A 13,484-nucleotide genomic window follows, 5' to 3' on the forward strand; every position below is an offset into this window, starting at 1 on the left:
ATCCACAAACTTAGATAAATTTGCGTTTATATCCAACGTCAATTTACCGTTAAACGAATTTATAACCCGACGCAACAGGGGAAATATACACCTATTTTTTAATCAAAATTCGATCATTTCCACCAAAATAATATGTAACTTTGTGCTTTAATTTGAAGAACGTTCAAAACAAACATTTATAATGATTCATTTCTTTGAGAACCCATCGAACACTGTATATGGTGTTCAAAGCGTAAACTCTTTATCACAAGAAGACATTACTAAACTCAACTGGCTATTCGGCAACGCCAAAAAACTAGACGACCAAAACCTTAACCATTACTTTGTAGGACCCCGTGCCGCGATGGTTACTCCCTGGAGTACCAATGCAGTAGAAATCACGCAAAATATGGGCATTGACGGCATTGTTCGCATTGAAGAATTTCAGCCGGTGTCAGAAGATTTCATCGACTTCGATCCAATGATTTCCCAAAAGTTCAGCATGCTGACGCAGGATATGTATACTGTCAACATCACGCCAGAACCGATAGTGGAAATCAAAGACATCGATGCCTACAATAAAGCTGAAGGACTAGCGCTCAATGCAGAAGAGGTTGATTACCTTAATCAACTTTCGACCAAGTTAGGCCGTTTGCTCACAGATTCTGAAGTATTTGCGTTTTCACAAGCCAATTCTGAACACTGTAGACATAAGATTTTCAATGGTACCTTTATCATTGATGGCGAAGAACAACCGACTTCCCTGTTTAAATTGATCAAGAAGACGTCTGAGACCAATCCCAACGAGATTGTTTCGGCTTATAAAGATAACGTTGCTTTTGTTAAAGGTCCACGTGTGACACAGTTCGCTCCTAAATCTGCCGACAAACCTGATTTTTATGAAGAAAAACCTTTTGATTCGGTTTTATCTGTTAAAGCTGAAACGCATAATTTCCCCACTACTGTAGAGCCATTTTCCGGTGCAGCGACAGGATCGGGTGGCGAAATCCGGGATCGTATGGCAGGCGGCCAAGGTGCAATTCCATTGGCGGGTACAGCCGTATATATGACTGCTTATTCGCGATTGGAACAAAATAAATTGGACCTTCAGGCAGGCACTTTAACTGCGCCAGCAGAAGAACTCAACAAGACGCGTCCATGGGAAAATGCGATGCAAGAGCGTCCATGGTTGTACCAAACCCCAGTTGACATCCTGATCAAAGCATCCAATGGTGCTTCTGACTTCGGTAATAAGTTTGGTCAGCCCCTAATTACGGGTTCTGTATTGACCTTCGAGCATGAAGAGGATGGCCGTAAACTTGGTTACGACAAAGTCATTATGCAGGCGGGTGGTGTTGGTTATGGAAAACTGGATCAAGCGAAAAAACATACACCGAAAACCGGTGATAAAGTCGTTATCCTAGGTGGTGAAAATTACCGCATCGGCATGGGTGGCGCTGCTGTATCTTCTGCAGATACAGGGGCATTTGGTTCTGGAATTGAGCTTAATGCCATTCAGCGTTCCAATCCCGAAATGCAAAAACGTGCAGCGAATGCTGTTCGTGGATTAGTGGAGTCTGATCATAACCCCATTGTCTCTATCCACGATCATGGTGCAGGTGGCCACTTAAACTGTCTTTCCGAACTTGTTGAAGAGACCGGCGGTTTAATTGACCTGGATGCACTTCCTGTAGGCGACCCAACACTATCCGCAAAAGAAATTATCGGTAATGAATCGCAAGAACGTATGGGACTTGTGATCGCTAAAGATGATATTGACACCTTAAAACGTGTTGCCGATCGCGAACGTGCACCAATGTACACCGTAGGTGATGTTACTGGCGACCACCGCTTTACTTTCGAATCAAAAAGTACGGGTGAAAAACCAATGGATTATGCGCTCGAAGATTTCTTTGGCTCATCGCCAAAAACTTTTATGCGCGATAAAACCGTCGTTCGTAACTACGCTGACCTTGCTTATGACGCAGCCAACATTCCAAGCTACTTAAACCAAGTATTGCAATTGGAAGCTGTTGCTTCCAAAGATTGGTTAACCAATAAAGTAGACCGTTGTGTTGGAGGCCGTGTTGCCAAACAACAATGTGCTGGTCCATTGCAATTGCCGTTGAACAACGTCGGAGTGATGGCACTTGACTATAAAGGTAAAGAAGGTATCGCGACAACAATAGGTCACTCCCCTATTGCTGCCTTAGTGGATCCCGCTGCGGCAAGCCGAACGGCTATTGCCGAATCGCTTTCCAATATTGTATTTGCTCCGATCAAAAATGGCCTTGCAGGAATCTCCCTATCAGCCAACTGGATGTGGGCAGCCAATAATGAAGGTGAAGACGCCCGCTTATACCAAGCTGTTAAAGCCTGCTCGGAATTTGCCATCGCGTTGGGAATTAATATCCCGACGGGAAAAGATTCCTTGTCCATGAAGCAAAAATATCCAAACGGCGAAAACGTCATTGCTCCAGGCACATTGATCATTTCTGCCGCCGGAAATTGTACGGATATCACCAAAGTGGTTGAACCTGTACTGAATAAAACGGCTGGATCGATCTATTACATCAACTTATCAAAAGATCAGTTCAAATTAGGCGGTTCGTCATTTGCGCAAATCATCAATAAATTAGGTACTCAAGTACCGACCATTCAGGATCCTGCTTATTTTAAAACAGCTTTTAATACCGTACAGCAATTAATTCAAGAAGGACAGATCGAAGCTGGTCACGACGTCGGATCGGGTGGCTTGATTACCACCTTATTGGAAATGACCTTTGCTGACACCAACCTTGCTGCCAACTATGACCTTTCGGCGTTAAATGAATCGGATACCGTAAAAGCGTTTTTTAATGAAAATATCGCACTGCTATTGCAGGCGAAAGACGATACGGCCTTCGAAGCCAGGATGCAGAATGCAGGTGTTGATGCTGTAAAGATTGGTCAGGTGATCGAAGGAAAGACGGTAACAGTTAAAAATCAAGAGGCTTCTTTTAGCTTTGATGTCGCTGCGACCCGTGACGCATGGTTTAAGACATCATTCCTTTTGGATTCAAAGCAATCTAAAAATGGTACGGCACAAGAACGCTTTGACAACTATAAAAAACAACCTTTAACCTTTTCTTTCCCAAGCCAATTCAATGGTAAGAAACCAGTGATCGACAGTACTAAGGTACGTCCAAAAGCTGCCATTCTTCGTGAAAAAGGTTCGAATTCAGAACGCGAAATGGCTAATGCCATGTTTTTGGCCGGCTTTGACGTAAAGGATGTCCACATGACAGATTTGATAACAGGACGGGAGACATTGGAGGATATACAGTTTATCGGTGCCGTAGGTGGTTTCTCTAACTCCGACGTACTCGGATCAGCAAAAGGCTGGGCCGGAGCCTTCCTTTACAATGAGAAAGCGAAAAAAGCGCTAACGGATTTCTTTGCTCGCCCAGACACGCTCTCTGTTGGGATATGTAACGGTTGCCAATTATTTATGGAACTCGAAATGATCAATCCTGAGCATGATGTACATGGAAAAATGTTGCACAACACTTCAGGAAAACATGAGTCAAACTTCGTTTCCGTAAAGGTGCAAGAGAACAATTCTGTGATGTTATCGACGTTAGCCGGAAGTACTTTGGGTGTTTGGATTTCACATGGTGAGGGAAAATTCAACCTTCCCTATGCTGAAGATCAATATAATATTGTCGCAAAATATGGATACGAACACTATCCGCACAACCCAAATGGTTCAGATTATAATACCGCGATGATCTGTGATAAGACTGGTCGCCACTTGGCTACTATGCCACATATTGAACGCTCGATTTTCCAATGGCATTGGGCAAATTACCCGAAAGGACGCCAAGATGAAGTTTCGCCTTGGATTGAAGCATTTGTCAATGCGCGCCAATGGATTGATACACATAGCAAATAGTCAAAAGAAAAAACTCCTTCATGTATCGAAGGAGTTTTTTCTTTTCATGCACCTGGCAATTAGGGAAACAATATGCGAAGGGCAAAGTCCCAAACTAAGGTGGTCAGCAATCCCGCGAGGATACTAAAGCCGATGACCAAATTGACCAGTTTCGTATTTAAATGATATTGTTCGGCGATAATACCTGAAGTTACCAAAGTCGGCATGGCTGCTTCAAAAATGCTGATCCTTGCAATGGAACCTTTTACGCCCAACAATAAAGCAAATAAACAGACAAGCAGCGGTGCTAAAATCAATTTATAGGTTATTGCAGTGCTAATCTGCGATGCCTGCTGCTTCCAGCCATCAAACTTAAGCTGCAGACCAATAGAGAATAGTGCCAAGGGTCCCACTGTGGCAACAAGCTTATCGAAAAATGGCTCGGCAACGGATAGATCAAAAAATTGAGATAGCAGCAAGGCGGCAGTACAACCGATTAAAGGCGGAAAGCTAACCAGCTTTCGGAGCATAAATTTTGCATCAATAGTTTCCCCCTCATGTAAATTTGCTTTCAGCGCATTGATAATTCCTGCTGTAGAAAGCAGGATAAAAGTCGTTTGGTCGCAAATAATCGCTATGGGTAACTGTGTCTCACCGAAATAAGCAATAATCAGGGGGAAACCGATAAAAGAGGTGTTACTATATCCTGCGGCCAGTTCCAAACTGCTGCGCGAACGTTGCTTATAGTTTTTACGTTTACAGTATAGCTCCATAAATAACCAACTACCTGCCCAAACGAGTATGGTCGAAAATACAGGAAACAGCAATTGTGAAGACCATACGATCTTTGGAATATATTTAAAAGATACTGCTGGCAGTGCAAAATAAAGAATCCAGGTATTGATGCCCTTATGTGCTTCGGAATGAATTAAATTTGTTCTTCGCAACAACATGCCGGCCGCGATGCAAAATGCAATCATTATAAAATTAACCATGTTTCATACCATTTTATCCGACACAAAGGTGCGATAGTACAACAGGCAAACACATGTATAAATACATTATTTTTATGTATATTTAGCGATGCACAGACCCCAAAAGTAATGCGTAAAAAACAGTTTGAACCGCTACGGATCAGTGAATTTATCGAGGATAGCTTTCACCTGCCACCGCATGAGCAGAATTACTATGAGCTCGTTTATATTCGTTCGGGTAGAGGAACGCATGTGATTAATAAATTTGAACTGAATTATGAGCGTGGCGATATCTTCCTGATTTGTCCAGCAGACATGCATTATTTTAAAATTGAGAAAAAGACACATTTCTTATTTATTTTGTTTACAGACGGCTATTTCCTGCAGAACAAACGGAACCAAAAGCTTTATTCCTGGGTCATGGAGCTGATGAGCGATAAAGGCCTTAAGGAGCGTAAATTGAATATTGACGAACATTATCGTCTGATTTTTTCGCATGTGCTGGAAGCTGTCCGACTATATGCTGATACGGCTATTAGCCAGCATTCTGATTGGCTATTTGACCAACTTATTGCCATATTTGGGCTTTATAAACAGATATCGGAGGCGCAACGTTTGCCCCAGCAGCATGAATTATATAGTGATCGATCCATTTCGGCCTACATCCATCGCTATATCTTTTCACCTGAAAAACTCAAAGTCAGTATCCTGGCTCAGAAATTCAATATCGCTCCTTCCTATTTTGGTATCTATTTTAAGAAAAACTTTGGCACAAGCCTAAGGTCATATATCAATACCTACCGAATCGAGCTTATCGAAAACCGACTAAAATCCAAGGCTTACACACTGAAGCAGATTGCGGCAGAACTCGGATTTACAGACGAGAGCCATCTTTCACATTTCTACAAACGTGCCAAAGGATTCAGTCCGTTGTATTACCGAACCCAGCTGATTAAATCAAGTCCTTAAAGCAAAAGATTGAATACATTCGTCCACAGAAAGTCAATGGATTGAATTAACTTTTGGGCGGCACCACACTGTAGAACTTCAAACCCTCCGCTTCAAATTTTTTATATAATATGAGTAATACATCATTTTTAAAGGCTGAGGTATTGCCAGCAGAGTTTACCCAGCCGGACACGCTCAGATAAATCATCTCTTCACTGATATCCTGTATACTGATGCCGCTATCTATATCTTTGATAAAATGAGCGCTACTTTCCATCGCGTCCTTAATCCATTGTTTGGCTTGATCCAAATCTGCTTTCCGATCGATGTGGAGCACAAAACTTGTCTTGCTGTATTCTTGGGATAAGGTCCAGTTGACAAGCCTTCCTGAAAGCAAATCACCGTTTGGAATAATAACATCAGCACCATCACCCGTTTTTAAAACGCTGGCACGTATACCGATCTCCTTAACACGCCCTTTTTTATCGGCAAGCTCAATTTGATCCCCTACCCGAAAGGGCTTGTCGAAAACCAAAATAATACCTGACACAAAATTATTGATGATATTCTGCATCCCCAGACCGATACCAACACTCAGCGCTCCAATGACAACGGTCAGTTTATCCAAACTCATACCCAGCGCAGAAACCGCCATAAAAAATCCAATTAGAATAATCGCCAACCGAAATAGCGGAAATAGCGTCATCTTCTGATTATAGGCCTGGCTAAGTTGGCCGTCTTCGCCTCCAAGTACGATTAAACTGATATTTTTTTGAAACCACTGCGCCACCAAAAGCAGTAAGATAGCCACAACAAGATTACCCAATGTGAACGATATACTACCAATACTGCGCACTTTACCAAAAAAGACTTCACTAATGGCCAATAAAGTTTCAATAAACTGCAGATTATTGGCCAGCACGATGATTGCTAAAAGTATACAAACGACCCGAAGGAATTGAGTGATGATCACCAACGTGCGCTGTTCATTGAACCGCATCCAGAACCCCAACGTGAATCGATCTTTTTTAAACTGATTACGTACATCAGCCTTAATCATATCTGCGAAATATTGTAATGTAAACGACTGCACCAAACCCACGGCACAGGCTATACTGAAACTTCGAGAGTACTCGACATGACCAATGACATTCAATGTTATTGCCGTAATATTTAAAATAGCGAAAATAACATAGATAAAATTGCTGATGTATCCCGGACTTTGCGCATTTTTTATGCGCCGTTTTGTATAACTGACGAGTCCAAGAGCAATCAGATTAAAAACAATGCATATGATCCTCGGGAAGAGATCATCACTTACAATGATATTGACAAAAATATCAAGTACATAGAATACAATGAGAATAATGGCTATTTTACGCTGTAGCCCCGTCATACGCTGTCTCAGTAAAAACATAAAGATCAAGAGGATGATCAACTGGGAAGCCTGCAAAATAAAACTCGGCGTAAAAAAGTTTACAAAAGGCAATAAAGTCAGTAGAAAAATTATTGTCTTCCCGACAATAGCGTCAACAGCAAGTTGATGTTCAGGATCATGTTGTCTAAGGATATAGGACACCCGTGCTATCCAATAGCAATAGCCCAAGCCCAGTATAATGAGCAGGATACGGCTCGCCCAGTCTGTCCGATTGACATATTTATCGATCGATCTATTATTGCTGTAATTTGTACGGATATTATTGAGTAGCACATCCTTTGAAATTGCAGTCGTATTCGCTTTCCAGATTGAACGCTTGCCTGCTACGGTATCTACCTGCTTAATATCCCCTTTTAGCTCATGAACACCATTTAATCGAACCAAATGCCGTTGATTCTTTACAATCAGTTCATCGATGGTCCGATTGATCTGCTCTAGGGAGTCCATCTTAACCGCAAGTTTAGCCTGCGCGTTATCGAGGTACTGGTATGCACGGCTATGGTTGTTGGCGTTGATATCGTACTGGCTGATCAGGTTTCTGATTTGATCTTGCGCACCGTTGAGACTGGCTGAATAATTACTGATACTCCCTTTAATGGACTTAAGCTGTCGGATCTCTTCCTGAATACTATTTTTTATTGCAGCAATACTATCTTTCGCTGATCCCGAAGTCGTGCCCATGTAAGCGTTGGACTTTTCATTCAACTGCGCGACAAATTCGGCTAGCGACGATGTGCGGATGTTAGCTAAAAAAGTCAGATTAACCTTCTTCAGGTCATTGCGCAACGAATCGCTTCCGACACGGGTTGAATCCGAACTGGGTCGTCTATTTTGGTTGACATGCGACGTCCGATCAATGCTCCAACTTCGCCTCAATTGAACTGAATCTTGCGCATAGACCTGCAACTGAAAAGCCAACAGGCTGACAACAAAAACTAAATGCTTAAAAATCCCCAATTTCATACTGCTTACTTTATTATCGTTTTTTCCGCTCCGATCCATAAGCCAAGTGCCCCAAACGCAGCTGGAAAATCCAGAAAATGACCTGACCTTCATTGTTCGACAAAAATAGCTTATCTAACACTAAAATCGAATAGCGTCTGATAATTTAAGTTCTTCCAGACGATTCAATTTATCATCACGATAAAATAAATTCATTGTTTCAAATGGAATTATCTTCAAATCTTTATTGACAATATGCACACAGGACTTTTTGACAGCGCGAACGTCAAAGTCGTAAGCATCCATAAAATTCATGATGATGATGCGAAAAAGGTTATCGTAGTCGAGATCGGGCGCACAAACCTCCGGCAGACAGCAAAGCAGCTGATTAACTTTTGGTTTGACGCTGTCTACGGAAATTCCTGTACTAAAAATATCCAGCAACTGCATCTGTACCCCTTTGTCCTGCTCATAGACAATGGTGTTGCGGGACTGATTATTCAATAGCAGTGCGGGATCAATATGTCGGGTTAACGGTATCCGCTCATCCCCTATCTTCAATATATAGCCCATAGCCAACGCATCTGGATTGCAAGGTACAGGGATAATATCATGAGGATCCAACAATGGACATTGATTCAATATTTCTTGACGTACTTCAGTAAGCGTCATTTTATGATGATGCGCATCGGTCGCATTTCTACCCGCAATTTCAACCGGCTGGAAAGTTACCCCCCTAACGCATCGCTGTTGTAAGGCATAATCCAATATTTCCCCTATTTCATCATCGTTGGTTCCTTTTTCCAAGACGACGACCAAGGTTGTACTTAGATTGAGTGCATTTAATTTTTCAATAGCCCTTTTTCGAATATCCGAAAGATCTTTACCCCGAAATTTCTCAAGCACCGATGGGCGAAAGGAATCGAACTGGAGATAGATTTCAAATTCGGGCGCATAGGTGGCAAGTTGCTCCGCAAAACCGGGATCATTGGCAATCCGGATACCATTCGTATTGAGCATCAGATGCTTGATGGGTTTCGTTTTTGCGATATCTAAAATCTTAAAAAAATCAGGGTGAATGGTTGGTTCCCCGCCGCTGATCTGCACAACATCGGGTTCGCCCTCACTTGCTACGATTTTATCCAACATACGCTCAATCTCCTCCAGTGATCGATGTCGTCCGTAGTGGGGCGACGACATGGCGTAACAAGTTGGGCAGGTCAAATTACAACGGTCGGTCACCTCAACAATGGACAAGCAGCTATGCTGCTCGTGATCTACACATAAACCGCAATCGTATGGGCAGCCATAATGTACTTCGTTGTCAAATTTCAACGGTGTTTCGGAGGCTTTATTATAATTCCGAATGTTCTTATAATAGTCAACATCCGTCGCAATCAGCGTTTTGAAAAAACCATGATCGGGACAGTTTTTAGTCATAAATACCTGTTCATCCTCGATAATAATCTTGGCACCCACACGCGAAAGGCATGTTGGACATAGGCTAATGGTATAGTCGTAGTACGTATAGTTTCTTACTGGCATCGTTCTGATTTCTAGTTCATAAAGGTAAGTCCGCAGGCAAGCCCTCCTGCCAGCATTGCTCCAATTCCGCCCAACAATACTTTAAGCCAGGGATTGACATTAAACTTCGACTCCTTATTACCTGCTTTAATAATCGAGCCGATAATAATAACCAAAAGTGCAATGCCAATCACAATAGCACCTATAGTAAGAAGAAAAAGTCCCAACATCGCGGTACTTTCCGATCCAAATGATCCTTCAAGCAAATACATGATTCCTATTTTTTGATGAAACGTTCATTTTTTAATAAATAAATATAATAAATTATCACCACGATGCAGGTAATTTGTATGGTACTTAGCCCCAAAAGTATAATTGCCCGTGGCTTAATAAAGTCCAAAAGGAAACGAAAACTAAAATAACTAAGCATAAAAAGCTGAAATAATACCCCTTTATGATAATTGTAGCGTGTTTTAAAGCATTGGAGCGCAGTAAATAAAAGGAGCAGAAATGCAATTTCATATAGCGCCACGGGATGACGTTTATAAGCATCACCGAGATACATCCCAAGTGGGCATTCGGTAGGGAGGCCATAGGTCTGTTCGAAGATTCCTGTATAAAAGCAACCAACTCGACCAATTGCGATGGCGACAATCAGGGGGAATACCATCAGATCCCCGGTACTTTCTTTTTTACCCATGATCTTTTTCATCCCTTCTACGGCAACCAAACCTCCTGCCAAACCACCGATTATCGTATTATTCACCCAGATGTAGGTCAATTTATGTGTCGCATTGAGCAACTCAGCCGGACGCTCGAGGGAACCGATAATATGCGAGCCGATTAAAGCGCCTAAGCCGGCAGCAATAACAATAAGAAGTGAATTGGTATGCCCTAAACTTTCCTCATCCTTCCACTTGAGCAGTTGGTAATAACGCATCCCTATAAACATCCCCAACCCTTCCATAAAAGGATGTAAGAGAAATGTTTTTCCAAACAAATCTATCGTAACCGGAAATTCAATTAGCACAAGCATAAACAAGTATACGAAAGACGATCAACAAAATGATAAACAAAATTGCTTGCCAAGCAGACAGGACGCCAGCATTTAAAAACAAAAAAAGCCAGTCCGAGAAATGGACTGGCTTAAGAATAATTATTTTACGACAGCTATTAAAGCTGATTGCTATACACAAACCGTATTTCCTCACGGAGGTTATAACGCGAGGCCATCACTTCTCCATAGGCGCCTGCAGAACGAATGGCAATTAAGTCGCCACGTTTCGAGACCGGAAGTGGTACTTCCTTACCAAAACAATCTGAAGATTCACAGATAGGTCCAACAACATCATAGTTAATGGATTCTACAGTGTCCACCGCACTGATATTCTCAATTTTATGGTAGGCCTGATACAAAGCTGGGCGCATTAATTCAGTCATTCCGGCATCCAATACCAAGAAATTCTTCTTGACACCATTTTTGACATACAAGACACGGCTTACCAAGCTTCCGCATTGCGCAACCAAAGCCCGTCCCAATTCAAAGTGCACTTCTTGCTGTGCTGTACGCTCCAGAAAGCGGTCGAAAATATCAAAATAGGCTTCAAAATCGGGAATTGTATTCCCATCCGGATTTTTATAATCTATCCCCAGTCCGCCACCGACATTCAATACACGGATTTGTGTACCGCGTTCTTCAAACCAGTTTTTCCATTCATTGACTTTCACACACAGGCTTTTGAATACGGTCATATCCGTAATCTGTGAACCGACGTGAAAATGAAGGCCTACCAAATCAATAGACTCACATTTTTTAAGCACGGTTGCACATTTTTCCAAATCGGCATTGGGCACACCAAATTTGTTTTCATCAAGCCCTGTTGTAATATAATGATGGGTATGTGCATCCACGTTTGGATTGATCCGTAAAGCTACATTCGCTTTTACACCTTTCTTTGAGGCAAGCTCATTGATGACCTCAAGCTCCTGAATGGATTCAACATTAAACGCGAAGATATGTTGATCGAGCGCGTAATTGATTTCCTTATCGGATTTACCAACTCCTGCAAAAGTAACTTTTTTGGAATCAAAGCCACATTCAATGGCTTTCTTTACCTCGTTGCCGCTCACACAATCCGCACCAAAGCCGACCGCTTGAATCGCCTTCAATAACTCGTCATTAAAATTGGCCTTTAATGCATAATGAACATGAAATCCCCGTTTGTGCGAAGCAGCATGCGCAGCCTCCAGGGTCTTGTTTAACACATGCAGATCATAATAATAAAACGGCGTTTCTTTCTCTGCAAACTTCGCCGCGATACCTGTATTTATCATATAAAAACCTAATCTTAAAATAAACGATTGTGCAATGAACGTAATGCTTCAGTTTTATGATCTGAATTCAATAGAATAGAGACGTTAAAGTCTGAACCACCGTAAGAAATCATACGAACTGGAAGGTGTTTTACAGCATCAAGTACGCGGGCGGCATAGCCGTGGCTATTCAAACCAAAATCCCCTACAACGCATACAATGGTCTGATCACCATCCACTGTTACTGAACCAAAATCCTCCACTTCTTTGATGATATCAGCCAAATTTGTGGTATCATCAATCGTCAATGATACCGCCACTTCCGACGTTGTGATCATATCGATTGGTGTTTTATAACGCTCGAATATTTCAAAGACACGGCGCAGGAAACCGTAGGCAAGTAGCATTCTCGACGAATGGATATGAATTGCCGTAATACCATCTTTCGCGGCAATGGCACGGATACAACCTTTCTGTGCACCGTCTTTACTGATCAATGTCCCTTTTGCATTGGGTTCCATCGTGTTCAATAACCGAACTGGAACGTTATATTTTTGCGCTGGGAATACCGATTGTGGATGCAAAATTTTAGCACCAAAATAAGCCAGCTCTGCAGCTTCATCAAAGCTCAGGTGTGCAATCGGTGTTGTTCCTTTGACAACACGAGGATCATTATTGTGCATCCCATCAATGTCCGTCCAGATCTGAACTTCCTCCGCACGGATTGCTGCCCCGATCAAGGAAGCCGTATAATCTGAACCTCCACGGCGCAAATTATCGATTTCACCAAAAGAATTACGGCAAATAAAACCTTGCGTGATAAATAAGGTATTTTCTGGACTCTGGGCCAAAATATGGCTTAGCTTTTCGCCAATGTATTCCACCATCGGCTCATTATCCTCATCAATTTTCATAAAATCCAGGGCTGGTAACAACACGGATTTTATACCGATTTCGTTCAAATAGAAATGCCATAGAGCAGTAGACATCAATTCACCTTGCGCCAGAATAACTTTTTCTTCAATAGGTGTAAATAATTCATTGGCTAAGGTAGAAATTAGATTAAAATGGTAATCGATCAATTCTTTACCATTTTTATAACCTTGTTCAGTGCTGAAAAGTTCTTTAATAAGGTCTTCGTACTTATCCTTATGCTTCTTGACCAAATCTTTAGCTTCATCCTTCTTACCTGCTGTGTAAGCTTGACCGATTTCAACCAAAGCATTTGTCGTTCCAGCAACTGCGGACAACACGACGATCTGACGTTCAGCAGGGTTTACAATATCCAACAACCCTTTGATACGTGCTGCACTCCCCACGGAAGTACCACCAAATTTTAAAACTTTCATACTGAAGTTACAATTATTAAATTTCTGTGAGCCAATATAGGCAATTCATGAATTTATATTAAAAAAAATGCGGCACAAAATCATGAAAGTTTTGTGCCGCATAC

9 protein-coding genes are annotated in these 13,484 nt (G+C 41.9%); 2 read left to right on the forward strand and 7 right to left on the reverse strand.

Annotation, left to right across the window (positions count from 1 at the left end; all coding sequences use genetic code 11):
- The first annotated feature begins 181 nt into the window (after window positions 1-181).
- Window positions 182-3,913, forward strand: a complete 3,732-nt coding sequence (gene purL / locus QE382_RS16420) for a phosphoribosylformylglycinamidine synthase (RefSeq protein ID WP_307186861.1) — start codon at window positions 182-184, stop codon at window positions 3,911-3,913.
- A gap of 59 nt (window positions 3,914-3,972) precedes the next feature.
- Here purL and QE382_RS16425 read toward each other — a convergent pair whose 3' ends face one another.
- A complete protein-coding gene (locus QE382_RS16425; RefSeq protein ID WP_307186862.1) occupies window positions 3,973-4,887 on the reverse strand; it encodes an AEC family transporter in 915 nt (304 codons plus the stop codon).
- Between the two features lie 108 nt (window positions 4,888-4,995).
- Between QE382_RS16425 and QE382_RS16430 the strand changes: the two genes are divergently transcribed.
- On the forward strand, window positions 4,996-5,835 hold the full coding sequence (locus tag QE382_RS16430) for an AraC family transcriptional regulator (protein WP_307186863.1): 840 nt from the start codon (window positions 4,996-4,998) through the stop codon (window positions 5,833-5,835).
- A gap of 46 nt (window positions 5,836-5,881) precedes the next feature.
- Here QE382_RS16430 and QE382_RS16435 read toward each other — a convergent pair whose 3' ends face one another.
- The 6 genes from QE382_RS16435 to QE382_RS16460 all read right to left on the reverse strand — a co-directional run bounded on the left by QE382_RS16435 (window position 5,882) and on the right by QE382_RS16460 (window position 13,380).
- Window positions 5,882-8,215 (reverse strand): mechanosensitive ion channel family protein, encoded by a 2,334-nt coding sequence (locus tag QE382_RS16435; RefSeq protein WP_307186864.1) that lies wholly within the window; start codon window positions 8,213-8,215, stop codon window positions 5,882-5,884.
- Window positions 8,216-8,335: 120 nt separating this feature from the next.
- Complete coding sequence (locus tag QE382_RS16440; protein ID WP_307186865.1) at window positions 8,336-9,739, reverse strand: radical SAM protein; 1,404 nt, start codon at window positions 9,737-9,739, stop codon at window positions 8,336-8,338.
- An 11-nt stretch (window positions 9,740-9,750) separates the two neighbouring features.
- On the reverse strand, window positions 9,751-9,990 hold the full coding sequence (locus tag QE382_RS16445) for a hypothetical protein (protein ID WP_046675824.1): 240 nt from the start codon (window positions 9,988-9,990) through the stop codon (window positions 9,751-9,753).
- Between the two features lie 5 nt (window positions 9,991-9,995).
- Window positions 9,996-10,754, reverse strand: a complete 759-nt coding sequence (locus tag QE382_RS16450; protein ID WP_307186866.1) for a prolipoprotein diacylglyceryl transferase — start codon at window positions 10,752-10,754, stop codon at window positions 9,996-9,998.
- Between the two features lie 137 nt (window positions 10,755-10,891).
- On the reverse strand, window positions 10,892-12,052 hold the full coding sequence (lysA, locus tag QE382_RS16455; protein ID WP_307186867.1) for a diaminopimelate decarboxylase: 1,161 nt from the start codon (window positions 12,050-12,052) through the stop codon (window positions 10,892-10,894).
- A 14-nt stretch (window positions 12,053-12,066) separates the two neighbouring features.
- The gene (locus tag QE382_RS16460; RefSeq protein WP_088161047.1) at window positions 12,067-13,380 is read right to left on the reverse strand and encodes an aspartate kinase; all 1,314 of its coding nucleotides are present in this window, start codon (window positions 13,378-13,380) and stop codon (window positions 12,067-12,069) included.
- Window positions 13,381-13,484 lie beyond the last annotated feature (104 nt).

The organism is Sphingobacterium zeae (assembly GCF_030818895.1).
Classification (GTDB): domain Bacteria; phylum Bacteroidota; class Bacteroidia; order Sphingobacteriales; family Sphingobacteriaceae; genus Sphingobacterium; species Sphingobacterium zeae.

Coding starts and splice junctions, on each gene's coding strand:
- purL (WP_307186861.1), top strand. CDS start 182: ATGATTCATTTCTTTGAGAACCCATCGAACACTGTATATGGTGTTCAA.
- QE382_RS16425 (WP_307186862.1), bottom strand. CDS start 4,887: ATGGTTAATTTTATAATGATTGCATTTTGCATCGCGGCCGGCATGTTG.
- QE382_RS16430 (WP_307186863.1), top strand. CDS start 4,996: ATGCGTAAAAAACAGTTTGAACCGCTACGGATCAGTGAATTTATCGAG.
- QE382_RS16435 (WP_307186864.1), bottom strand. CDS start 8,215: ATGAAATTGGGGATTTTTAAGCATTTAGTTTTTGTTGTCAGCCTGTTG.
- QE382_RS16440 (WP_307186865.1), bottom strand. CDS start 9,739: ATGCCAGTAAGAAACTATACGTACTACGACTATACCATTAGCCTATGT.
- QE382_RS16445 (WP_046675824.1), bottom strand. CDS start 9,990: ATGTATTTGCTTGAAGGATCATTTGGATCGGAAAGTACCGCGATGTTG.
- QE382_RS16450 (WP_307186866.1), bottom strand. CDS start 10,754: ATGCTTGTGCTAATTGAATTTCCGGTTACGATAGATTTGTTTGGAAAA.
- lysA (WP_307186867.1), bottom strand. CDS start 12,052: ATGATAAATACAGGTATCGCGGCGAAGTTTGCAGAGAAAGAAACGCCG.
- QE382_RS16460 (WP_088161047.1), bottom strand. CDS start 13,380: ATGAAAGTTTTAAAATTTGGTGGTACTTCCGTGGGGAGTGCAGCACGT.